At 66.7% G+C, this 21565-nt stretch carries 20 protein-coding genes and 1 pseudogene; 19 read left to right on the top strand and 2 right to left on the bottom strand.

Going from position 1 to position 21565, the window contains the following annotated elements; translation table 11 throughout:
- The first annotated feature begins 143 nt into the window (after window positions 1-143).
- The 19 genes and pseudogenes from ACNFBT_RS22500 (at window position 144) to ACNFBT_RS22410 (ending at window position 20093) form a co-directional block, all read left to right on the top strand.
- A complete protein-coding gene (locus tag ACNFBT_RS22500; RefSeq protein WP_416752950.1) occupies window positions 144-497 on the top strand; it encodes a DUF1428 domain-containing protein in 354 nt (117 codons plus the stop codon).
- Between the two features lie 423 nt (window positions 498-920).
- A complete protein-coding gene (gene paaA / locus ACNFBT_RS22495) occupies window positions 921-1913 on the top strand; it encodes a 1,2-phenylacetyl-CoA epoxidase subunit PaaA (RefSeq protein ID WP_207886815.1) in 993 nt (330 codons plus the stop codon).
- A gap of 20 nt (window positions 1914-1933) precedes the next feature.
- Window positions 1934-2215 (top strand): 1,2-phenylacetyl-CoA epoxidase subunit PaaB, encoded by a 282-nt coding sequence (gene paaB / locus ACNFBT_RS22490; protein ID WP_017520939.1) that lies wholly within the window; start codon window positions 1934-1936, stop codon window positions 2213-2215.
- A 10-nt stretch (window positions 2216-2225) separates the two neighbouring features.
- Window positions 2226-2987 carry a 1,2-phenylacetyl-CoA epoxidase subunit PaaC gene (gene paaC / locus ACNFBT_RS22485; protein ID WP_416752949.1) on the top strand — a complete coding sequence of 254 codons (762 nt, stop codon included), beginning with the start codon at window positions 2226-2228 and terminating at the stop codon, window positions 2985-2987.
- Complete coding sequence (gene paaD, locus ACNFBT_RS22480; RefSeq protein ID WP_207886817.1) at window positions 2974-3507, top strand: 1,2-phenylacetyl-CoA epoxidase subunit PaaD; 534 nt, start codon at window positions 2974-2976, stop codon at window positions 3505-3507. The genes paaC and paaD overlap by 14 nt, the downstream gene beginning before the upstream one ends.
- A 25-nt stretch (window positions 3508-3532) precedes the next feature.
- The gene (gene paaE / locus ACNFBT_RS22475) at window positions 3533-4609 is read left to right on the top strand and encodes a 1,2-phenylacetyl-CoA epoxidase subunit PaaE (protein ID WP_207886818.1); all 1077 of its coding nucleotides are present in this window, start codon (window positions 3533-3535) and stop codon (window positions 4607-4609) included.
- Between the two features lie 258 nt (window positions 4610-4867).
- Window positions 4868-6919 (top strand): phenylacetic acid degradation bifunctional protein PaaZ, encoded by a 2052-nt coding sequence (gene paaZ, locus ACNFBT_RS22470; RefSeq protein ID WP_416752948.1) that lies wholly within the window; start codon window positions 4868-4870, stop codon window positions 6917-6919.
- 678 nt (window positions 6920-7597) lie between these two features.
- Window positions 7598-8749 (top strand): amine dehydrogenase large subunit, encoded by a 1152-nt coding sequence (locus ACNFBT_RS22465; protein ID WP_416752947.1) that lies wholly within the window; start codon window positions 7598-7600, stop codon window positions 8747-8749.
- Window positions 8750-8763: 14 nt separating this feature from the next.
- On the top strand, window positions 8764-9303 hold the full coding sequence (locus ACNFBT_RS22460; protein WP_416752946.1) for a MauE/DoxX family redox-associated membrane protein: 540 nt from the start codon (window positions 8764-8766) through the stop codon (window positions 9301-9303).
- A 3-nt stretch (window positions 9304-9306) separates the two neighbouring features.
- The gene (gene mauD / locus ACNFBT_RS22455) at window positions 9307-9936 is read left to right on the top strand and encodes a methylamine dehydrogenase accessory protein MauD (RefSeq protein WP_416752945.1); all 630 of its coding nucleotides are present in this window, start codon (window positions 9307-9309) and stop codon (window positions 9934-9936) included.
- A gap of 21 nt (window positions 9937-9957) precedes the next feature.
- Window positions 9958-10479 (top strand): methylamine dehydrogenase light chain, encoded by a 522-nt coding sequence (locus ACNFBT_RS22450; protein ID WP_152223868.1) that lies wholly within the window; start codon window positions 9958-9960, stop codon window positions 10477-10479.
- A gap of 7 nt (window positions 10480-10486) precedes the next feature.
- Window positions 10487-11011, top strand: coding sequence for a cytochrome C (locus ACNFBT_RS22445; RefSeq protein WP_416752944.1), 525 nt, complete (start codon window positions 10487-10489; stop codon window positions 11009-11011).
- A 612-nt stretch (window positions 11012-11623) separates the two neighbouring features.
- Complete coding sequence (locus ACNFBT_RS22440; RefSeq protein WP_416752943.1) at window positions 11624-12940, top strand: amino acid permease; 1317 nt, start codon at window positions 11624-11626, stop codon at window positions 12938-12940.
- The gene (locus ACNFBT_RS22435; RefSeq protein WP_416752942.1) at window positions 12933-14207 is read left to right on the top strand and encodes an aspartate aminotransferase family protein; all 1275 of its coding nucleotides are present in this window, start codon (window positions 12933-12935) and stop codon (window positions 14205-14207) included. Before ACNFBT_RS22440 ends, ACNFBT_RS22435 begins: the two co-directional genes overlap by 8 nt.
- Window positions 14208-14232: 25 nt before the next feature.
- Window positions 14233-15252 carry a phosphotransferase enzyme family protein gene (locus ACNFBT_RS22430; RefSeq protein WP_416752941.1) on the top strand — a complete coding sequence of 340 codons (1020 nt, stop codon included), beginning with the start codon at window positions 14233-14235 and terminating at the stop codon, window positions 15250-15252.
- Between the two features lie 92 nt (window positions 15253-15344).
- The gene (locus ACNFBT_RS22425) at window positions 15345-16292 is read left to right on the top strand and encodes a helix-turn-helix domain-containing protein (protein ID WP_416752940.1); all 948 of its coding nucleotides are present in this window, start codon (window positions 15345-15347) and stop codon (window positions 16290-16292) included.
- 252 nt (window positions 16293-16544) lie between these two features.
- On the top strand, window positions 16545-17870 hold the full coding sequence (locus tag ACNFBT_RS22420; protein WP_416752939.1) for a hypothetical protein: 1326 nt from the start codon (window positions 16545-16547) through the stop codon (window positions 17868-17870).
- 12 nt (window positions 17871-17882) lie between these two features.
- Window positions 17883-19235: pseudogene (locus tag ACNFBT_RS22415) on the top strand (HAMP domain-containing protein); the annotation flags it as partial.
- A 102-nt stretch (window positions 19236-19337) separates the two neighbouring features.
- Window positions 19338-20093: a methyl-accepting chemotaxis protein gene (locus ACNFBT_RS22410; protein ID WP_416753125.1), complete on the top strand. Its 756-nt coding sequence runs from the start codon at window positions 19338-19340 to the stop codon at window positions 20091-20093.
- A 351-nt stretch (window positions 20094-20444) separates the two neighbouring features.
- Here ACNFBT_RS22410 and catA read toward each other — a convergent pair whose 3' ends face one another.
- Window positions 20445-21377: a catechol 1,2-dioxygenase gene (gene catA, locus ACNFBT_RS22405; protein ID WP_416752938.1), complete on the bottom strand. Its 933-nt coding sequence runs from the start codon at window positions 21375-21377 to the stop codon at window positions 20445-20447.
- Between the two features lie 37 nt (window positions 21378-21414).
- The coding region (locus ACNFBT_RS22400) for a muconolactone Delta-isomerase family protein (protein ID WP_416753124.1) at window positions 21415-21565 on the bottom strand (151 nt) is incomplete at its 5' end.

Genomic DNA, 21565 nt, shown 5'->3' with positions numbered 1-21565 from the left:
AACACCCAACTCCGGAATTACCCGCCACACCGCGACCGCCCGTCGCCCCAGCAATCTTTACTGTCGATCTCCCAGCCCGCCCTTCGACTATTCCTCAAAAGCAGACGGCATCCGGCTGCTCGCCCACCCGCAGGAGATGAACGATGAACTATGTCGATGGCTTCCTCGTACCGGTACCCACCGCCAGCCGCGAACGCTACATAGAAGTGGCGCGCAAGGCAGCGGCGCTGTTCAAGGAGCATGGCGCGCTCGGCGTCGTCGAGTGCTGGGGCAATGACGTGCCCGAGGGCAAGGTGACCTCCTTCCCCATGGCGGTGAAGCTCAAGGAAGACGAAACCGTGGTGTTCTCCTGGATCACCTGGCCCAGCAAGGAAGTGCGGGACGCGGGCATGAAGAAGTTTATGGAGGACCCACGGATGAAGACCGAATTCAGCGACATGCCCTTCGACGGGCAACGCATGATTTTCGGCGGCTTCGAGGTGATCGTCCAAGCCTGACGCCTTCCGGCTCTTCGTAGGAGCGAGATTGCTCGCGAACCATGCTTTCCGGCGGCTACGGAGTTAGGCGGTTCGCGAGCAAGCTCGCTCCTACAAAACCCACCAAACAACTAGCAATCAATTCATCTAAACATCTTTTTTGTATCACTTCGTCGCCTTTCGACTCAGAACAGCCCGCCAATCAAGTGCAACAACCGCGCAGAAAATCCCCGCAACTTACCTTCACGTTCAATGCCATTCGCTAAATTAATCGCGATATTCTGACCTTTTCTCGCCAATCCAAAGCCCCCGGCGCCGGCCCAAGCGATACAAAATCCAATTGCGACACATCATTTAGTGTTAGACATTCATTTATGTATCATTTAAAAATACAGCCATGGCCAAGGCCGTCCCACGAACACGACAAAAGGCTGGAGACACAGCATGTACGCACAACTGGTTGAGACCGGCGTGAAGCGCATCAAGGCGCTGGACGAGATGTCACCGGAAGAACGCGCCTTCCAGGAAAAGATCGATGCCGAGATCAAGATCGAAGCGAAGAACTGGATGCCCGACGCCTACCGCCAGACGCTGATCCGGCAGATTTCCCAGCACGCCCACTCCGAGATCGTCGGCATGCTGCCCGAGGGCAACTGGGTGACCCGCGCACCGACCCTCAAGCGCAAGCTCCAGCTGATGGCGAAGATCCAGGACGAAGCCGGCCACGGCCTCTACCTCTACAGCGCCATGGAAACCCTGGGCGCCGACCGCGACGCCGAGGTCGCCAAGCTGCACAGCGGCCGCGCCAAGTACTCCAGCATCTTCAACTACCCGACGCTGAACTGGGCCGACATGGGCGCGGTGGGCTGGCTGGTGGATGGTGCGGCGATCGTCAACCAGGTGGTGCTGCAGCGCACCTCCTACGGCCCGTACTCGCGCGCCATGATCCGCATCTGCAAGGAAGAGAGCTTCCACCAGCGCCAGGGCTACGAAATCCTCCTGACCATGATGCGCCACGGCAACCAGGCGCAGAAGGACATGGTCCAGGACGCCATCAACCGCCTCTGGTGGCCGGCCCTGATGATGTTCGGTCCCAGCGACGCCGACTCCCCCAACAGCGCCCAGTCCATGGCCTGGAAGATCAAGCGGCAGAGCAACGACGAACTGCGCCAGCGCTTCATCGACCAGACAGTGCCGCAACTGGAGCTGCTCGGCTGCACCGCCCCAGACCCGCACCTGAAGTGGAACGAGGAACGCGGCCACTACGACTTCGGCGACATCCAGTGGGAAGAGTTCTACGAAGTGCTCAAGGGCAACGGCCCGTGCAACACCGAGCGCGTCGCCACCCGCCGCAAAGCCATCGAAGACGGCGCCTGGGTCCGCGAAGCCGCGGTCGCCTACGCCCGCAAACAACAACAGAAAAAAGACGCCGCCTGAGTCGCGAGGAGAGAAAAGTCATGTCCGAGTGGACTTTGTTCGAAGTATTCGTCCGTAGCAAACACGGCCTGAACCACAAGCACGTCGGCAGCGTCCACGCCGCCGACGCCGCCATGGCCATCGAGAACGCCCGCGAGCTGTACACCCGCCGCAACGAAGGTGTGAGCCTGTGGGTCGTGCCCTCCGCGCTGATCACCGCCTCCTCCCCCGACGAGAAGGACCCGCTGTTCGACCCGTCGCAGGACAAGGTCTACCGCCACGCCAGCTTCTACGAGCTGCCGCCCGAAGTCGGCCACATGTGAGACGCGTGCGATGAACCCGAACTCTGACAAGATCGAATACCTGCTGCGCCTTGCCGACAGCGCCCTGATCCAGGGCCAGCGCCTGTGCGAATGGTGCGGCCACGCCCCGGCACTGGAAGAAGAACTGGCGCTGATGAACGTCGGCCTCGACCTCGTGGGCCAGGCGCGCAACTGGTACGAGTACGCCGTGGAACTGCTGGATGACGGCCGCGACGCCGACGCCCTGGCCTTCCGCCGCGACGAGCGCGCCTTCCGCAACCTGCTGCTGGTCGAGCAGCCCAACGGCGACTTCGCCGTGACCATGACCAAGCAGTTCCTCTACGACGCCTGGCACTTCCATGTGCTGCACGCCCTGAGCAGCTCCAGCGACGAGCGCATCAAGGCCATCGCCGCCAAGGGCCTGAAGGAAGTCACCTACCACCTGCGCCGTTCTTCCGAGTGGGTGCAGCGCCTGGGTGATGGCACCGAGGAAAGCCACGCGCGCATGCTCGCGGCCATCCCGCAGGTGTGGCGCTTCACGGTCGAGCTGTGCAACGCGGATGAAGTGGAACAGCGCCTGTTCGTCGAAAGCGTGGCACCGAACCCCGAAGAGCTGGCAGCCGCCTGGAAAGCCAAGGTCGCCGACATCTTCGCCGCCGCGACCCTGCCGCTGCCCGAGCCTGCGGTGAACTTCTACCTCAGCGGCCGCCGCGGCCTGCACACCGAGCACCTGGGCATCCTCCTGGCCGAGATGCAGTTCCTCCAGCGGGCCTATCCCGATGCGACCTGGTGAGCTGATTACCAGCGACCGCGGCGCCCGCGCCGGCACGGCTGACGACCTCAGCCGCGCCTGGAGCGTGCTCGGCGCGGTGATGGACCCGGAAGTGCCGGTGGTCAGCGTGGTCGATCTGGGCATCGTGCGCGGGCTCGACTGGCTGGATGGCCACCTGCACGTGGTGGTCACCCCGACCTACTCCGGCTGCCCGGCCACCGAGGTCATCGAGCAGGACATCCAGCACGCCCTGGAGCACGCCGGTTTCGCCGCGCCGCAGCTGGAGCGCCGCCTGGACCCGGCCTGGACTACTGACTGGATCAGCGACGAGGGCCGCAAGGCACTGCGCGACTACGGCATCGCCCCGCCAGCCGGCAGCACCAGCAAGCGCAGCCTGCTGGGCGAGACCCCGGAAGTGCGCTGTCCGCAGTGCGGCAGCCTGCACACCGAGCAGCTCAGCCAGTTCGGTTCCACCGCCTGCAAGGCGCTGTACCGCTGCATCGATTGCCGTGAGCCTTTCGATTACTTCAAGTGCATCTGAGCGGCATCGCCGCCGGAGAAGAACAATGAGCAAGTTCCACAGCCTGAAAATCAAGGAAGTGCGCGCCGAAACCCGCGACGCCGTGTCCATCGCCTTCGACGTCCCGGCGGAGCTGGCCGACAGCTTCCGCTTCCAGCACGGCCAGCACCTGGTCATGCGCACCCAGCTCGACGGCGAGGAAGTGCGCCGCTCCTATTCCATCTGCAGCGGCGTCAACGACGGCGAGCTGCGCGTGGCGATCAAGCGCGTACCGGGCGGGCGGTTCTCCGCCTACGCCAACGAGACGCTGAAGGTCGGCCACAGCCTGGAAGTGATGCCGCCGGCCGGCCACTTCAATGTCGCCCTGGACCCGGCGCGCCACGGTAACTACCTGGCGGTCGCCGCCGGCAGCGGCATCACGCCGATCCTGTCGATCGTCAAGACCACCCTGGAAACCGAGCCGCACAGCCGCATCACCCTGCTCTACGGCAACCGCTCCAGCAACGCTGCGATGTTCCGCGAACAGCTCGAAGACCTGAAGAACCGCTACCTGCAGCGCCTGAACCTGATCTTCGTATTCAGCCGCGAACAGCAGGACGTCGACCTCTACAACGGCCGTATCGACGCCGACAAATGCGGCCAGCTGTTCAGCCGCTGGCTCGACGTGAAGAGCCTCGACGCCGCCTTCATCTGCGGCCCGCAGGCGATGACCGAGACCGTGCGCGACCAGCTCAAGGGCAATGGCATGCCGGCCGACCGCATCCACTTCGAGCTGTTCGCCGCCGCCGGCAGCGAGAGCAAGCGCGAGGCCCGCCAGGCCGCCGCCGCGATCGACAGCGCGAAAAGCCAGATCACCGTCATCAGCGATGGCCGCGAGCTGTCCTTCGAGCTGGCCCGCAACAGCGTCAGCGTGCTCGACGCCGGCAACGCCCAGGGCGCCGAACTGCCCTACTCCTGCAAGGCCGGCGTGTGCTCGACCTGCAAGTGCAAGGTGGTCTCGGGCGAGGTGGAGATGGACAGCAACTTCGCGCTGGAGGACTACGAAGTGGCAGCGGGATACGTGCTGAGCTGCCAGGCGTACCCGGTCAGCGACAACGTCGTCCTGGACTTCGACCAACTCTGAACTGGCTCTGCGTTTTTCGTAGGAGCGAGCTTGCTCGCGAACCGCACTCCACCGATACACCAGCATCAATCGGTTCGCGAGCAAGCTCGCTCCTACACGTAACGCATCAGTTTCACCGCCAGCGGCCCACAAGGCCCCTGGCGCCCCTAATCCGGCGGCATAGTTCCGCCAATTGATCAAGCGCCGCCAACGCCCACCCGGCGCGGCGGTCACCGGCAGAAGCCGGCCCCTTGCGTAGCGATCCGGAGGAAGACAACCATGGCCCAAGAGCCAATCCTGCAAAGTTTCATCGGCGGCCGCTGGGTCGGCCAGCACGGCGCCCAGGCGCTGCGTAGCGCGCTCAACGGCCAGACCGTCGCGCGCACCCACGAAGAGGCGCTGGACTTCGCCGAAGCCGTTGCCCATGCCCGCGAGCAGGGCCTCAAGGAACTGATGTCCATGGACTTCCAGCAGCGCGCCCAGCGCCTGAAGGCCCTGGCGCTGTACCTGACCGAGCGCAAGGAACAGCTCTACGAGATTTCCCGCCACAGCGGCGCCACTCGCGCCGACAGCTGGATCGACATCGAAGGCGGCGCCGGCACCTTGTTCGCCTATGCCGGCGTCGGCGGCCGCGAGCTGCCCTCGGGCAACGTGGTCCACGAAGGTCCGGCCATCCCGCTGGGCAAGACCGGCAAGTTCGCCGGCAGCCACATCCTGGTGCCGCGCGGCGGCATCGCCGTGCACATCAACGCCTTCAACTTCCCCATCTGGGGAATGCTGGAGAAATTCGCGCCGAGCTTCCTCGCCGGCATGCCGTGCATCGTCAAACCGGCCACCGCCACCAGTTACATCACCGAAGCCGCCGTGCGCGTGATGCACGAGTCCGGTTTGCTCCCCGCCGGCAGCCTGCAGCTGATCATCGGCGGCACCGGCGACCTGCTGGACCGCCTGCAGGGCCAGGACGTGGTGACCTTCACCGGCTCCGCCGACACCGCCGCCAAGCTGCGGGTGAACCCCAACCTGATCCGCAATTCCGTGCCGTTCAACGCCGAGGCCGACTCGCTGAACTGCGCCATCCTCGCCCCGGACGTCACCCCGGACGACGAGGAGTTCGACCTCTTCGTCAAGGAAGTGGCCCGCGAGATGACCGTCAAGGCCGGGCAGAAATGCACCGCCATCCGCCGCGCCATCGTTCCCGCCAAGCATGCCGACGCCGTCGCTGAACGCCTGCGCGAGCGCCTGGCCAAGGTGGTGGTCGGTGACCCGTCGGTGGAAGGCGTGAAGATGGGCGCACTCGCCTCCCATGCCCAGCAGGCCGACGTCGCCGAGCGCGTGGAAGCCCTGCTGAAATCCAGCGAGCTGGTGTTCGGCGCGAAAGATGGCTTCGCCCCGCGTGGCGATGGCGTCAACGAAGGCGCGTTCTTCGCACCGACCCTGCTGCGCAGCCGCGACCCGCACGCCGAAGGCGGCGCCCACGACATCGAGGCCTTCGGCCCGGTGACTACCCTGATGGCCTACGACGACATCGACGAAGCCGTCGCCCTCGCCGCCCGCGGCAAGGGCAGCCTGGTCGCCAGCCTGATCACCCGTGATCCGCAGGTGGCCGCCAAGGTCGTACCGGCCATGGGCGCGCTGCAAGGCCGTCTGCACATTCTCGACCGCGAATCCGCCGCCGAATCCACCGGCCACGGCTCGCCGCTGCCGGTGCTCAAGCACGGCGGCCCAGGCCGCGCCGGTGGCGGCGAGGAACTGGGCGGCCTGCGCGCGGTGAAGCACTACCTGCAGCGCACTGCCGTACAGGGCTCGCCGACCATGCTGATGGCCGTCACCGGCGAGTACGTGCGCGGCGCCCAGGTCTACGAGACCGAGGTGCACCCGTTCCGCCGCTTCTTCGACGACCTGAAGATCGGCGAGTCGCTGCTGACCCACCGCCGCACCGTCACCGAGGCTGACCTGGTCAACTTCGGCTGCCTGTCGGGCGACCACTTCTACATGCACTTCGACGAGCTGGCCGCCAAGGACTCGCAGTTCGGCAAGCGCATCGCCCACGGCTACTTCGTGCTCTCGGCGGCGGCCGGCCTGTTCGTCTCCCCCGGCGTCGGCCCGGTGCTGGCCAACTACGGCCTGGACACCCTGCGCTTCATCAACCCGGTGGGCATCGGCGACACCATTCAGGCGCGCCTGACCTGCAAGCGCAAGATCGACCAGGGCAAGAAGAGCCCCAAGGGCGAACCGCAGGGCGTGGTGGCCTGGGACGTGGAAGTCACCAACCAGCTCGGCGAGCTGGTGGCCAGCTACGACATCCTGACCCTGGTGCTCAAGCGCGCCTAAGGCTCGACGGTTTCCACTCCGGTGTAATCCTCGACCGGCCTTCGGGCCGGTCTTTTTTTGCCTGCCGCTTGAGGGGGTATCGACTAGCGGGCCTTGTTGACGAATCGCCGACCGCGCCAAGGAGCATCGCGGAGAAGCTCCGCTCCTACGAGGTACATCTGCGCTCGGGTCGACCCTAACCCTCTCCCAAAGGGAGAGGGGACCGTTCGGTGCAGGATGAAACCTTAACGTCAGCCGGCTCGGACCGCCCCCTCTCCCTTTGGGAGAGGACTGGGGTGAGGGGAAAGACAGCCACCGGTCTATCGGAAGACAGTCGCTCTTACGAGAACCGCATGCCCCGGCTGGAGTGGACACCGTCCGCAATATCGTTGCTCTGCATAGGGCCAGCCCCCTGGCAGAGAATCCAAACCTTCCAGCAAGCCGATGCGCATAGCGCCGCAAAGATTCCCCAAGCCCCGCTCCAGCGTGCTCTACAGTCATCTAGACGAGTCGCGGCGCGCCCCGGACAGGCCCGCCAACCGCCCACCCGCCATGACCGCTCAGGCAGCAGTGGCACAACCAGACAACCGATTGGCACGCAGAACAATTCCCCCGCACCCCGTCGCGGGCAGACTGGGTCCGTAGAACCCTGCCACCTCTGGCGCTCCACCATTCCAATAAATCCAGGGAGTCCACCTGATGCGAATAAACAGGATCCTCGCCAAGACAACGCTGGCCCTCGGCGTGGCGCTTGCGTGCGTGCACGGCGCCTTCGCCGACCTCCCGGCCGACAAGGGCATCGGCCAGACCACCCTCCCGTTCCCGCCCAGCCCGCACCGCGCCTACGTGGTCGATGTCGAGTTCGACAGCTTCGTCGCCGGCCGGGTAACCGTGATCGATGCCGACCAGAAGCGCCTGCTGGGCATGGTCAGCACCGGCTTCGCCGCGCCCTCGACCCTGAGCCGCGACGGCAAGCTGCTGTACAGCGCCGACCTGTTCTACTCGCGCGGCACCCGTGGCACCCGCACCGACGTGCTGACCGCCTGGAACACCTCGACCCTGTCGCCGGACTGGGAAGTCGTGATTCCGTCCAAGCGCGCCGAGTCCCTGACCCAGCGCTTCGGCATCGGCACCAGTACCGACGACCGCTTCGTCTACGTCTACAACTTCACCCCGTCCACCTCGATCACCGTGGTCGACACCCAGGGCAAATCCGTCACCAGCGAAATCGCCATTCCCGGCTGCGTACTCAGCTACCCGGTCGGCAAGCGCGGCATCGCCTCGCTGTGCGGCGACGGCAGCGTCCAGCTGGTGACCCTCGGCGACGACGGCAAGGAAACCGCCCGCACCCGCACGCCGTTCTTCACCCCGGACAAGGAGAAGCTGGTCGAGCGCGCCGTGAATGTCGGCGACACCTACTATTTCACCACCACCACCGGCACCGTGCGTGGCATCGACCTGTCCGGCAAGCAGCCGAAAGTCCTGCCCGAATGGTCGCTGGTCACCGACGAAGAGAAGAAGGCCGGCTGGGCACCGGGTGGCTGGCAGCTGATGGCCATCGCCCCGAAGCTGGACCGCCTCTACGTGCTGATGCATGACGCCCACGAGCCGATGAAGTGGGAAGACCCGAGCCCGATCATCTGGGCCTTCGACCTGAAGACCCACAAGAAGATCGGCACCCTGGAAGGCAAGGCGCCGATCTGGAGCCTGCAGGCCACCAGCGACGCCAACCCGCTGCTGCTGGGCATCAACGTCGAGGGCGGCGTGGACATCTTCGACCTGAAGACCGGCAAGCTCACCGGGACCATGGAAAAGCTGCACAAAACCGCGACTCAGATCATGAGTCACTGAGCGAGGCACAGCTCATGAACATCGATCCCATCTACGTCATCGCCAGCGCCGTCTCCATCTCGGTGATCCTGGCCAACGCCGCCACCCACAAGTTGCGCGCGCCGGGCCGCTTCACCCAGCAACTGGAAGACTACCAGCTGCTGCCCAAGGCGCTGCTCAAGCCGGTCGCCCGTTGCCTGCCGCTGCTGGAAATCGGCGTCGCCTTCGCCCTGCTGGTTCCGGCCAGCCGGGCAAGCGCCGCGCTGGTCGCCGCGCTGCTGCTGGCGCTGTACGCCGCCGCCATCGGGCTCAACCTGTGGCGCGGCCGCCGCGACATCGACTGTGGCTGCTCCGGCCCCGACCAGGCGCAACCGCTGCGCCCGGTACTGTTGGCCCGCAACGCCATCCTGGTCGCCCTGGCACTGGCCGCCGGCCTGTCGCCGCAGGCCCGCGAACTCGGTCTGTTCGACGGCTTCGTGGTCATCGCCGCCAGCGCCACCGCCCTGCTCATCTATGCCGCCGCCGAAGGCCTGCTGTCCAACGGCCCCCGTCTGTTCAAACTTATTGGAAGGTGAACCATGGAAGCCCTGATCGTTTCCAACATCCTGCTCTGGGCACTGCTGATCGCCCTGGCCTTCGCTGTCATGGGTCTGGTTCGCCAGATCGGCGTCCTCCACTCGCGCCTGGCTCCGGCCGGTGCACTGATGGTCGACAAGGGCGTCGCGGTCAACGAACCCGCACCCCAGGTCACCGCGGCTGATCGCAACGGCCGTCCGGTCAACTTCGGTTATGCCGGCGGGAAAGCCCAGCTGCTGTTCTTCCTCTCGCCGACCTGCCCGATCTGCAAGTCGCTATTGCCAGCGATCAAGTCCATTGCCAAGCAGCAGGCCGACCGCCTCGACGTGGTGTACGTCAGCGATGGCGACATGGACGCCCAGCAGGCGCTGATCCGCGAACACAAGCTGGAAGACGCGACCTACGTGGTCGGCCCGGAAGTCGGCATGACCTACCAGATCGGCAAGCTGCCCTACGCGGCGCTGATCGACCAGAACGGCATCCTGCGCTCCAAGGGCCTGGTCAACTCCCGCGAGCACCTGGACAGCCTGTTCGAGGCCGAGCACCTGGGCAGCGCCACCCTGCAGCAGTACCTGCACGGCCATGCCCACGCACACGACCACGGCCACGACACCCCGCACTCCCACGCATAACGACAACGAAAGGAGATCCCCATGAAACTCCTCGACCTCCTGTTCGAGCGCTCCGCCCGTCACGTGGCCGACACCACCTCCCGCCGCAAGCTGCTCGGCCGCCTCGGCTCGCTGATGGTCGCCGGCGCCGCCCTGCCGGTCCTGCTGCCGATCGACCGCACCAGCAAGGCGCTCGCCGCCGAAGCGCCGAAGGCCGGCGATCCGGGTGACCCGAACAGCTGCGACTACTGGCGCTACTGCTCCATCGACGGCTTCCTCTGCTCCTGCTGCGGCGGTAGCGTGACCTCCTGCCCTCCCGGCACCGAGGCCTCCCAGGTGACCTGGATCGGCACCTGCCGCAACCCGTCGGACGGCAAGGACTACATCATTTCCTACAACGACTGCTGCGGTAAGCACAGCTGCAACCAGTGCGCCTGCACCCGCAACGACAGCGAGGAACCGGCCTACCGTCCGTTCAACAACAACGATGTGAACTGGTGCCTGGCCGCCAAGTCGCACATCTACCACTGCACCGTTTCGATCATCCGCGGCGTCGCGGTGTGAGGCGCCCATGCGCACGCTGCTGATCGTCGGACTGGCCTGCGCCATGGCGGCTCCGCTCGCCATGGCCCGGGCCATCCCCAACCCGAACCAGAAACACGCCCCGGGCAACGAGTCGCCACAGACGCCGATTGCCCAGGCGCACTACAGCACGGCGGTGAACTACCAGCTGCAGTGCGCCGGGTGCCACCTGGGCGACGGCGAAGGCTCGGCCGCCAACGACACGCCACGCATGAAGGGCTTCGTCGGCAACTTTCTCAAGGTCGACGGTGGGCGCCAGTTCCTGGTGCGCGTGCCGGGGATGTCGCAGTCCGCGCTGAGCAACGCGCAGCTGGCGGACCTGATCAACTGGATCATGCGCGAGGACGGCATGGCCGGTAAGAGCATGCCGGCCAACTACCAGCCGTATACCGAGCAGGAAGTCGCGGCGATCCGCCACGAGGCCATGCTCAACCTGCCCTCGACCCGCGCCGGGCTGATCAGCCAGATGCGCGCCAAGGGCATCGCCATCGACGATGGCATCAGCAAACCCTGACTCCTTTGGTCTCCTGCAGCCCGCCTCTGGCGGGCTTTTTTTTTGCGCGGGAGGTATCGATGGCACCGTGGCAAGGCTCGCGAGATGGCCTGCAGGTGCAACTGCCCTACTCCGGACAGGCCGTGCTTGTACACTTCCCTCACCCCAGCCCTGGCTGCGCGCCCCGCTCCTCAGGGAGAGGGGGCAGTCCGCAGCAGCCGTTGAGGTTGGCGTTCTTTCTGCACCAACGTCATCCGGCTAACGCAGATCCCTCAGCGAACTCCGATCGGTCCCCTCTCCCTCCGGGAGAGGGCCAGGGTGACGGCAAACCCGAGCGTAAATGTTCCGTCGCCGGCAAGGCTGGCACCAGGCTCGCACCCGCAAATTTCCCCACTCCGCGTCTTTGCGCATTTCTGATATCGCCCCACCCCGCGCCCTTCGTACCTTTTCCCTGCCCGCCGCACATCACGGCGGGCGCGTGCAAACCCCATAAAACAACAAGAAGGGCCCGCTCCATGAATCCACGCATCCAACCGTCGGCGCACGCCGACGCCCTCCCTTGCCCGCTGCGCTCCGGCGCTCGCGGCTGACTGCCGTTCACTCCCCATCACTCACAGGCAAGGGACAATCACCATGCTCAAACAAGGCGTACTCCGCTGGCCCCAAATTGCAGGGCTCGGCATTTCACTGGTCATCGCCGGGCAGTTCTCCGGCTGGAACTATGGTCTGGCCAGCAGCGGCTGGGCCAACATGCTCGTCGCCACCCTGTTGATGGCCGTGCTCTGCGGTGGCCTGGCGCTGTGCGTGTGCGAACTCTCCACCGCGCGGCCCCATGCCGGCGGCGTGTTCGCCTACGCGCAGCTGGCCTTCGGGCCCTTCGTCGGCTACCTGGTCGGCGCCGCCTGCGCGCTGGCGCTGACCATCGGCACGGGAGCAGCCGCCAACTTCCTCGCCGCCTACATGGAGTCGGTGTTCGGCTTCGGCGGCTGGCCGGTGCGCATCGGCCTGTTCGCGGTGATCATCGGCATCCACATCATCGGCGTCGGCGAAGCCCTCGGGCTGACCCTGCTGGCCGGCGCCGTGGCGGCCATCGCCCTGCTGGCCTTCGGCGGCGCCATGCTGCCCCACGTACACTGGGAAAACCTGCTGCCCAGTGCCAGCGCGGCCCTGCCGGGCGTGAGCGTCGCCGGCGTGTTCGCCTGCGTGCCCTTCGCCATCTGGATGTTCATCTGCCTGGAGCAGGTCGCCTCCGCCGCCGAGGAAGCCGCCGATCCGGGCCGCAGCATGCCGCGCGGGATCATCGCCGCCGTCGCCACCCTGCTGCTGACCGCCCTGACCGTGGTGATCAGCGCGCCGGGCGCGGCCGGCGTGGAGGTGGTCGGCAACGCCGGCGACCCGCTGTACGCCGCCATGACCCACGGAGGGCTCTACGGCGAGCGCGACTGGCTGCCGCTGCTGGTCGGTTCCGGCGCCGTGTGCGGCCTGCTGGCGACCTTCTTCTCGGTGGTGTTCTCCGCCTCCCGCCAGTTGTTCGCCCTGGCCCGTGACGGCTTCTTCCCCGCCGCGCTGGCGCGCACCAACGGCCGTGGCTCGCCCTACATCGCCCTGCTGGTGCTGACCGTGATCGGCCTGCCGCTGACCCTGGTGCCGCCGGAAAAACTCCTGCTTTGCATCGTCCTGCTGCTGGGCAGCTGCCAGCTGGTGCTGTTCGCCGCCTACCTGCGCCTGCACCGCAGCCAGCCGGGCCTGGCCCGTCCATTCCGCCTGCGCGGCGGTCCCGTCGTAGCGAGCGTCGGCATGTTGCTGACGCTGGTGGTGATCGCCGCCTGCTTCCAGCTGGAAGTGGCCATGCTCAGCACGCTGGCCCTGGTGGTCGCCGCGCTTGTCCTCAACTACCTGCTGCGCGCCACCCGCGCGGGCAAGCCCCTGGAGAATGCAGAGAATGTCTGAACCAACCCTGCTGCAACGCCGCCATCAGGTCATGGGCGACGCGTCGCCGCTGTTCTACGACGAGCCGCTGGAACTGGTGAAAGGCGAAGGCGTCTGGCTGATCGACGCCGCCGGCAAGCGCTACCTGGACTGCTACAACAACGTGCCCTGCGTCGGCCACTGCCACCCCAGGGTGGTGGCGGCAATGGCCGAACAGGCGGCGACGCTGAACATCCACACCCGCTACCTCAACGAACGCGTGGTGCGCTACGCCGAGCGCCTCACGGCGACCTTCGCCGAGCCCCTGGACAGCCTGATGTTCACCTGCACCGGCAGCGAGGCCAACGAATTGGCCCTGCGCATGGCGCGCTTCGCCACCGGCAACAAGGGCGTGATCGTCAGCGACTACAACTACCACGGCAACACCACCAGCCTGGCGGCGGTGACCACCGCGCTGCCCAGTTCCGAGCCGTTCTCGGCCCATGCGCGGGCCGTGCCGATCCCCTGCCTCTACCATGCCGACGGCACGCCCGAGCAGGTCGCCGACCGTTATGTGGCCAGGGTCGCCGAAGCCATCGCCGAACTGCAGGCGGCTGGCGTGGGCCTCGCGGCCATGCTGATCGACACGCTGTTCGCCAACGAAGGCATCCCGCGTCTGCCGGCCGGCTACCTGGAACGCGTGGCGAAACTGGTGCGCGACGCCGGTGGCCTGCTGATCACCGACGAGGTGCAATCGGGCTTCGCCCGCACCGGCGACCACATGTGGGGCCACCAGTCGCACCCGCTGGTGCCGGACATCGTCACCCTCGGCAAACCCATGGGCAACGGTTTCCCCCTGGCGGGCGTGGTCACGAACCGCGAGCGGGTGGAATCCTTCGGCCGCAGCAATATGTACTTCAACACCTTCGGCGGCTCGCCGGTGGCCGCCGCCGTGGGCCAGGCGGTGCTGGACGTGATCGCCGAGCAGAACCTGCAAGGCAACGCACGGCGCCAGGGCGCGAAGCTCTGCACCGAGCTGCACCGCCTCGCCGAGCGCCATTCGATCATCGGTGACGTACGCGGCCAGGGCCTGTTCTTCGCCGTGGAGCTGGTACGCGACCGTGCCAGCCGCGAGCCGGCCGGCCTCGAGGCGCGGCGCATCGTCAACGCCATGCGTCAGCGCGGCGTGCTGATCAGCAAGATCGGCGGCGACGACAACATCCTCAAGATCCGCCCGCCGCTGGTATTCGAGGCCGAGCACGGCGAGCGCTTCATCGACACCCTGGACCAGGTCCTGAGCGAGCTCTGAGACAATACCGATGGAGAGAATGCCCATGACTGACTTCTCAACGCTGGACCACGACCAGCAGCTCGCCTGCCTGCGCGAACTGGCGCTGGACGCCCTGCGCCACTGGGACGGCGATTTCGTCGGCCTGGAACTGCTCAAGTACCGCGAGAACGCGGTGTTCTGCGCCACCCGCAGCGACGGCACGCGCAGCGCCCTGCGCGTGCATCGCGGCGGCTACCACAGCGAAGCGGCGCTGCGCTCCGAGCTGACCTGGATGGAGCAACTGGCCGCCGCCGGCATCGGCGTGCCGAGCATCATCCGCACCCGCAACGGCGAACACCTGGCCGAAGTGCGCAGCGCCGCGCTGGCGGAGCCGCGCTTCGTCGACATGCTCGGCTGGCTCGGCGGCAGCACCCTGGGTTCCGCCGAACAGGGCCTGAGCGCCGATGGCGACATCGAGGCGCTGTTCCACCAGGCCGGCGCGGTGGCCGCGCGCATCCACCTCAATTCGGCCCAGTGGCGCCAGCCCAACGAGTTCACCCGGCACGCCTGGGACGAGGAAGGCCTGGTGGGCGCCAACCCGTTCTGGGGGCGTTTCTGGGAGCTCGACCTTCTCAGCGAGGAGCAACGCGAGCTGCTCCAGCACGCCCGCCAGGAAGCCCGCCTGGACCTGCGCCGCTACGGCCGAACCTTGAGCAACTTCGGCATGATCCACGCCGACCTGGTGCCGGAGAACCTGCTGCTCGACGGCGGTGAGCTGCAACTGATCGACTTCGACGATGCCGGCTTCGGCTGGCACATGTTCGAGCTGGCCACCGCGCTGTACTTCTGCCTGGACGACCCGCGCCTTGAACAGATCCAGGCGGCGCTGCTGGCCGGCTACCACTCGGTCAAGCCGCTGGCCGCCGCCGATCGCGCCGCGCTGCCACTGTTCCTCGCCCTGCGCGGCACCACCTACCTGGGTTGGGTGCACACCCGGCGCAACAGCGAAACCGCTCGGGAACTGGCGCCCATGCTGATCGAGCGTGCCTGTACACTGGCCGCTGCCTACCTCGCCGGCCGCTGAATCTGGCAGCCAGCTACAAGCCCCTGGCGCGCAGGCACAATCCTGCGCGCCAGTGCTGACCGATACTCGGCGCACAACCGAGGTGAACCGCCATGACCGGCATAGCCCGCCACCAGGCAACCGATTCCGATGAACTGGCCTGCGCCCTCGCCGGCTGGAGCCAGGACTACACCCAGCTCGGCCACGGCCGCCTGCAGGCGGAGCTGCTGCATGTGCAGTTGCCTGACGCCTCGCTGATCTACGAACACTCCAACCTGCACCTGCAGGAGAACATGGCGCCACCCGCCGGCCACCTGGTGATCGGTATTCCCCTGCGCGCCAACGGCGATTCACGCTTCAACGGCCAGGCCCTGCACGACGACACCCTGCTGGTGCTCGAAGGCGGCCGCGAGCTGGAAATCTGCGCCGCCGGAGAGATCCACATGCTTGGCCTGACCTTCAGCCAGCCGCAGTTGGAACGCCTGCTCGGCGCCGAGGAACGCGAGCTGTTCGAGCGCGCGCTGGAGCAGCGGCGATTGCAGCTTTCACCAACCGGCGCGGGCGACCTGCGCCGCAGCCTGTGCGACGCCATCGCCGTCTTCGAGAGCGAGCCCTGGCGGGTGGCCGACCCGCAACAGGCCGGCCACGCTGTCGACCTGGTGCTGAGCCACGTGCTGCAGGCGCTGGAAGAAGTCCTCCCCGGCAGCGCCCGCGATGGCGCACCGCGCTCGCTGCAGCAGCATCGCCGGCTGGTACTGGCGGCCATCGAACGGATGCAGGCGGACCTCGCCGAGCCACTGTCGTTGCTGGAGCTGAGCCAGAGCCTGAACACCAGCCAGCGCACCCTGCAGTACTGCTTCCGGCAGATCTGCCAGAGCACACCGCAACAGTTCTTCCTCAGCCTGCGCCTGGCCGAGGCGCGGCGCCGGCTCAAGCAGGAGCCGCAGCAGAGCATCACCCACCTGGCGCTGGACCTGGGCTTTGCCAGTTCCAGCCATTTCTCGGCCTTGTACAAGCGTCTCTACGCCGAACAGCCGTCACTGATCTCCCGCTCGCGCTAAGTCCTGCCCCCCTGTAGGAGCGAGGGGGACGCCCAGTCCTTGCTCGCGAACCCGCTCGACGCTGGCGCCGCCGGATGGCTCGTTCGCGAGCAAGCTCGCTCCTACAAAAGACGGCGCCGCAACGGCCCACCGATCTGGCAATCACACACAATCACTTGGCAGACAGGAGCAACGGCGCAGGGCCGGCCCTTCCTTAGCATCGGCAGAAGACACATCCCCTCAATCGACAATAACGAAACGGATGCCTTCACCATGACCCACGCCGCCATGCTGCGCCCCACCCTGCTCGCCCTGCTCATCGCCGGGGCCGGCAATGCCAGCGCGTACGAGCTGTATGCCGACGACGACACCCACCTGAACGCCAACCTGGAAGCCACCTTCGGCATCTTCCACAGCCAGGAGAACTACGCTCCCAGCGGCAGGCTGAGCGAGGGCTCGTCGTCCTGGCGCGAGGGCTATGTGAAGTACGGCCTGAGCTTCGACCAGGGCCTGGCTGGCGCGGGCACAACCTACGGCGCCTTCGGCCTGCTCAGCTCCGGCACCTGGGGCGACGGCGACGCCGCCGGCTTCAGCGATGGCTCCGAGCGCACCACCAAGATCGAGGACGCCTCCCTCGGCTGGCGTTCCGGCAACCTGTTCTCCGCCCTGGGCGAGGATGGCGTGGACCTGTCCTTCGGCCGGCAGAACATCGTGGTCGGCGACGGCTTCCTGATCGACGGCGACGCGCTGAACCTCGGCAACGGCGTGGCCGATGGCGAGTTCAACCGCGGCGGCGCCTACTACCTGGCGGCACGCAAGAACTTCGACGAAACCGCCGTGCTGCGTCTGGGTGGCAAGGAAGGCTGGCGCAGCGACCTGATGTGGCTGAAGTCGGACAACCGCGCCCAGGCCAAGTCCGAACTCTACGTCGGCACCCTGGAGCACGTGGCCAAGGAAGCCACCGTCGGCCTGACCTTCATCGACGTCACCGACATCGACGAGCAATACGCCTCGCCCCTCCAGCTCGACCGCCGCGACATGAAGACCTACAGCCTGCGCGCCACCGGCAACGCCGGCGTGGAGAACCTGTTCCTCTCCGGCGAATACGCCGAGCAGGACAAGCGCCACGTCGACAATGAGGACGCCTGGTATCTCGAAGCCGGCTGGACCTTCAAGGACGTGGCCTGGACGCCAGGCGTCAGCTACCGCTACAGCCGCTTCTCGGAGAACTACGACACCCTGTTCTATGGCTTCAGCCGTGGCTACGGCACCTGGTTCCAGGGTGAAGTCGCGGGCAACTACGCCGGCCCCTTCAACAGCAACAGCAAGATCCAGCAGCTCACCTTCAAGGTCTCCCCGCTGGAGAACCTGAACCTCGGCGCGATGCTGTTCGACTTCAAGACCCTCGACAAGGACCTGGGCAACACCGACGGCCAGGAGCTGGACCTGTACGCCGAATGGGGTGTCACCCAGAACCTGATGGTGATGCCGCTGATCGGCCTCTACCAGCCGGACAAGAGCGCCGAGCAAGGCGGCACCCAGCTGGGCAACAACGACACCAACCTGTACAGCCAGGTGGTCTTCTCCTTCATGTACTGACCACGGTCGCGCATGACTCCACGGGGCGGTCGCTGCAAGGCGCCGCCCCGTTCCTGTTTCTGCATCAGGTGCCTTCCCATGCCCCTTCCCACCCTGAATATCCAGAACAAGATCGTCCTGCTCGCCAGCCTGTGCCTGACCCTGGTGGTCACCTTGCTGGTCGGCCTGTCGCTGTACCAGACCCAGCAGAGCACCGCGCGCGTGAAGGACGCCAGCCGACAGATGCTGGCCCGCGCCGCCGAAACAAACCTGCAGGCGCAGGGCAAGGTGCAGGCGCTGCAACTGCAACGCCTGTTCCTGCGCACCTACGACTATGGCCAGGGCCTGAGTCGCCAGTTGTTGAGCCTGCGCGCCCAGGCGGCGCGCGGCGAGATCGACACGCGTACCCTGCGCCAGCGCCTCACCCGTGAACTGCGCGACGCCATCGCCGAAAGGGCCGACCTGCTCGGCCTCTACCTGGTCTTCGAGCCCCAGGCGCTGGACAAGGCCGATGCCCAGTTCCACGGCGACGCCGAGGCCGGCAGCAACGAGACCGGGCGCTTCTCCGTCTACTGGGTACGTGGAGAAGGCGGCGTGCCGACGCCGGTGATTGGCGACGAGAAGACCCTCTCCGACACCTCCCCCGGCCCCAGCGGCAAGCCCTACAACGCCTTCTATACCTGTCCGCGCGACAGCCGGCAGGCATGCGTACTCGACCCTTACAGCGACGATGCGTCCGGCACCCGCCGGCTGGTTACCAGCATCGCCTTCCCGCTGCTGGAAGACGGCCGGGTGATTGCCGTGGTCGGCCTCGACATCAGCCTCGACAGCCTGCAGCAGAATGCCCGTACAAGCGCCGCCGGCCTGTACGACGGCAGTGGGCGCATCAGCATCCTCAGCCCGGACGGGGTGATCGCCGGCAACAGCCAGAACGCCGCGACAGTCGGCAAGCGTCTGCCCGACGTGCAGCCTGCCCAGGCCCAAGCCCTGCTCGCAGCCCAGCAGCGCAACCAGCCGTTCACCCTCAGCGATGCCGAACAGATCCAGGTACTGGAACCGCTGGAGCCGATCACCGGCGCCGCGCCCTGGGGCGTGCTGCTCGGCGTGCCGCACGACACCCTGATGGCGCCCTCCGTCAGCCTGCAACGCGCCATGGATGACGAACGCGCCCACGGCTCGATGGTCGAGTTCGGCGTCGGCCTGGCGCTCAGCCTGCTCGGCATCCTGCTTGTCTGGCTCACCGCGCTCGGTGTCACCCGCCCGCTGCTGCGCCTGGCCGGCATGGTCGAGGCCATTGCCGATGGCGACGGTGACCTCACCCGTCGCCTCGATTACAGCCGCCGCGACGAACTCGGCCGGGTGGCCCAGGGCTTCAACCGCTTCCTCGACAAGCTGCAACCGGTGATCGGCCAGTTGCAGGGTGCCGTGAGCGACACCCGCGCCACCGCCGACCAGTCGGCGCTGGTCGCCCGCGAGGCCAGCGATGGCATGCAGCAGCAGTTCCGCGAGATCGACCAGGTGGCGACGGCGCTGCAGGAGATGTCGGCGACCGCCCAGGACTCGGCGCGCAACGCCGCCCAGGCCGCCGCAGCCGCCAACCAGGCCGACCAGGCGGCACGCGAAGGCCTCGGCGTCATCGCCCACGCCACCCACGGCATCGGCGAACTCGCCCAGGGCATGACCGCGGCGATGGGCCAGGTACAGGACCTCGCCGAACGCAGCGAGCAGATCGGCCAGGTGCTGGAGGTGATCCGCTCTATCGCCGAACAGACCAACCTGCTGGCGCTGAATGCCGCCATCGAAGCCGCCCGCGCCGGCGAGCAGGGCCGTGGCTTCGCCGTGGTCGCCGATGAGGTGCGCGGCCTGGCGCAACGCACGCAGAGCTCGGTGGAGGAAATCCGCCAGGTCATCGCCAACCTGCAGACCGGCACCCGTGAAGTCGCCCAGGCCATGCACGGCAGCCACGGCCAGGCACAGCACAACGTCGGCCAGGTGCAACAGGCGGTGGAGGCGCTGCAACGCATCGCCGCGTCGGTCAACCTGATCAGCGAGATGAACCTGCAGATCGCCAGCGCCGCGGAGGAGCAGAGCTGCGTCGCCGAGGAGATCAACCGCAATATCGAAGCCATCCGCGATGTGACCCATTCGCTGTCGGGGCAGGCGGAGCAGTCGGCGCAGGTCAGCCACCGGTTGAACGAGATGGCGGACTACCAGCGGCAGTTGATTCAGCGGTTCAGGGTTTGAGGGGCTGATCGTGCTGGCGGGTGACACGACAGGCTCTTAAGTAGGAGCGTGCAATTCTGGAGGGATGGGGCGAGGCTTGTCCCCTCACCCCAACCCTCTCCCGTAGGGAGAGGGGGCAGTCCGAGCCGGCTGACGCGAAGGTTTCATCCTGCACCGAACGGTCCCCTCTCCCCCTGGGAGACGACTGCAGGGATGCAGGAGGTAGGGCGACGCAGGATGCCAAAGCCGAGGGTTAGGGTGAGGGCCGACCCCAGCACAGATGTATCTCGTAGGAGCGGACTCCGTCCGCGATAGCCCAAGCACAAGAGCATCGCGGACGGAGTCCGCTCCTACGGGGATATCACAGCGAAATCAGGCGCCCTGCACCTGCAGCGCGCGCGGACGCTGGCTGCGCTGTTCGGCGTCGGCACCCGCCGCGTTTTGCAGCTGGAAGTTGAACTGCAGCTCGGCATAGCGCCCCGCCACACCCCGCGCGCCGTCCTCGCGGAACTCCACCTCACCCACCAGCCCATCACGGGTGGCATAGGCGAAGTCATCCCACAGGTACTGGTCGCCGGCCAGGTTGATCTGGGTGGTCAGGTGGCGATAGCCCGGCGCCGAGATGAAGAAGTGGATGTGCGCCGGACGCTGGCCGTGGCGGCCGAGCAGATTCAGGGCTTCCTGGGTGGTGCCGGTCGGCGGGCAGCCATAGCCGCTGGGCACGATACTACGGGCGCGATAACGGCCCTCGGCGTCGGTGACGATGCGGCGGCGCAGGTTGAACTCGGACTGGCTCTGGTCGAAGTAGGAGTACATCCCCTTGGTGTTGGCATGCCACAGGTCGACGGTGGCGCCGGCGATGGGCTTGCCGTCCAGGTCCAGCACCCGGCCTTCGAGGAACATCGGAGTGGCGACGCCCTCCTCGCTGCCGTCGTCCATGCGGGTCTCGACCTCGGACAACGGCGCGCCGGCCACGTACAGCGGGCCTTCGATGGTGCGCGGGGTGCCGCCGGTGTGGCCGTCCTGTTCGTCGCGTGCGTCCTGCAGCAGGTCGAGGAAATGCTCGAGGCCCAGGCCGGCCACCAGCAGGCCGGCTTCCTGGCCAGCGCCCATGCGGTTGAGGTAGTCCACCGCCTTCCAGAACTCGTCGTCGGTGACCTGCATGTCCTCGATGATGCGCACGGTGTCGATGAGGATGCGATTGATCAGCGCCTTGAAGCGCGGGCTGCCCTGGTCGTTGCCGAAACCGGCGGCTTGCTCGAAGAACTTCTGGATGTCGGCGGAATGGGAAATCTTCACGGTCATTCGGCGTTACCTCGTCTTGTTTTTATTTGGCGTGGAATCAACGGTCGTCGGCATGGATCGAGGACGGATGGCGGCAGAGCCCGTCGACCTCGATGTCCATGTAGGGGAACAGCGGCAGCTGCATCAGGGTGTCGTGCAGCTCCTCGACACTGGGCAGGTCGAACACGCTGTAGTTGGCGTAGTGCCCG

The sequence above is a fragment of the Pseudomonas sp. NY15181 genome, from assembly GCF_048068055.1.
GTDB lineage: Bacteria > Pseudomonadota > Gammaproteobacteria > Pseudomonadales > Pseudomonadaceae > Pseudomonas.
Note: the sequence above shows the minus strand (reverse complement) of the source record. Positions and strands in the feature narration are given on the sequence as shown.

Bases quoted from the DNA above. Each gene is read 5' to 3' on its own strand.
- paaE (WP_207886818.1), top strand. From the start codon at position 3,533: ATGAGCAAGTTCCACAGCCTGAAAATCAAGGAAGTGCGCGCCGAAACC.
- ACNFBT_RS22460 (WP_416752946.1), top strand. From the start codon at position 8,764: ATGAACATCGATCCCATCTACGTCATCGCCAGCGCCGTCTCCATCTCG.
- ACNFBT_RS22420 (WP_416752939.1), top strand. From the start codon at position 16,545: ATGACCCACGCCGCCATGCTGCGCCCCACCCTGCTCGCCCTGCTCATC.
- ACNFBT_RS22465 (WP_416752947.1), top strand. From the start codon at position 7,598: ATGCGAATAAACAGGATCCTCGCCAAGACAACGCTGGCCCTCGGCGTG.
- paaA (WP_207886815.1), top strand. From the start codon at position 921: ATGTACGCACAACTGGTTGAGACCGGCGTGAAGCGCATCAAGGCGCTG.
- paaB (WP_017520939.1), top strand. From the start codon at position 1,934: ATGTCCGAGTGGACTTTGTTCGAAGTATTCGTCCGTAGCAAACACGGC.
- mauD (WP_416752945.1), top strand. From the start codon at position 9,307: ATGGAAGCCCTGATCGTTTCCAACATCCTGCTCTGGGCACTGCTGATC.
- paaD (WP_207886817.1), top strand. From the start codon at position 2,974: ATGCGACCTGGTGAGCTGATTACCAGCGACCGCGGCGCCCGCGCCGGC.
- ACNFBT_RS22425 (WP_416752940.1), top strand. From the start codon at position 15,345: ATGACCGGCATAGCCCGCCACCAGGCAACCGATTCCGATGAACTGGCC.
- paaZ (WP_416752948.1), top strand. From the start codon at position 4,868: ATGGCCCAAGAGCCAATCCTGCAAAGTTTCATCGGCGGCCGCTGGGTC.
- paaC (WP_416752949.1), top strand. From the start codon at position 2,226: ATGAACCCGAACTCTGACAAGATCGAATACCTGCTGCGCCTTGCCGAC.
- catA (WP_416752938.1), bottom strand. From the start codon at position 21,377: ATGACCGTGAAGATTTCCCATTCCGCCGACATCCAGAAGTTCTTCGAG.
- ACNFBT_RS22440 (WP_416752943.1), top strand. From the start codon at position 11,624: ATGCTCAAACAAGGCGTACTCCGCTGGCCCCAAATTGCAGGGCTCGGC.
- ACNFBT_RS22410 (WP_416753125.1), top strand. From the start codon at position 19,338: ATGCAGCAGCAGTTCCGCGAGATCGACCAGGTGGCGACGGCGCTGCAG.
- ACNFBT_RS22435 (WP_416752942.1), top strand. From the start codon at position 12,933: ATGTCTGAACCAACCCTGCTGCAACGCCGCCATCAGGTCATGGGCGAC.
- ACNFBT_RS22450 (WP_152223868.1), top strand. From the start codon at position 9,958: ATGAAACTCCTCGACCTCCTGTTCGAGCGCTCCGCCCGTCACGTGGCC.
- ACNFBT_RS22430 (WP_416752941.1), top strand. From the start codon at position 14,233: ATGACTGACTTCTCAACGCTGGACCACGACCAGCAGCTCGCCTGCCTG.
- ACNFBT_RS22500 (WP_416752950.1), top strand. From the start codon at position 144: ATGAACTATGTCGATGGCTTCCTCGTACCGGTACCCACCGCCAGCCGC.
- ACNFBT_RS22445 (WP_416752944.1), top strand. From the start codon at position 10,487: ATGCGCACGCTGCTGATCGTCGGACTGGCCTGCGCCATGGCGGCTCCG.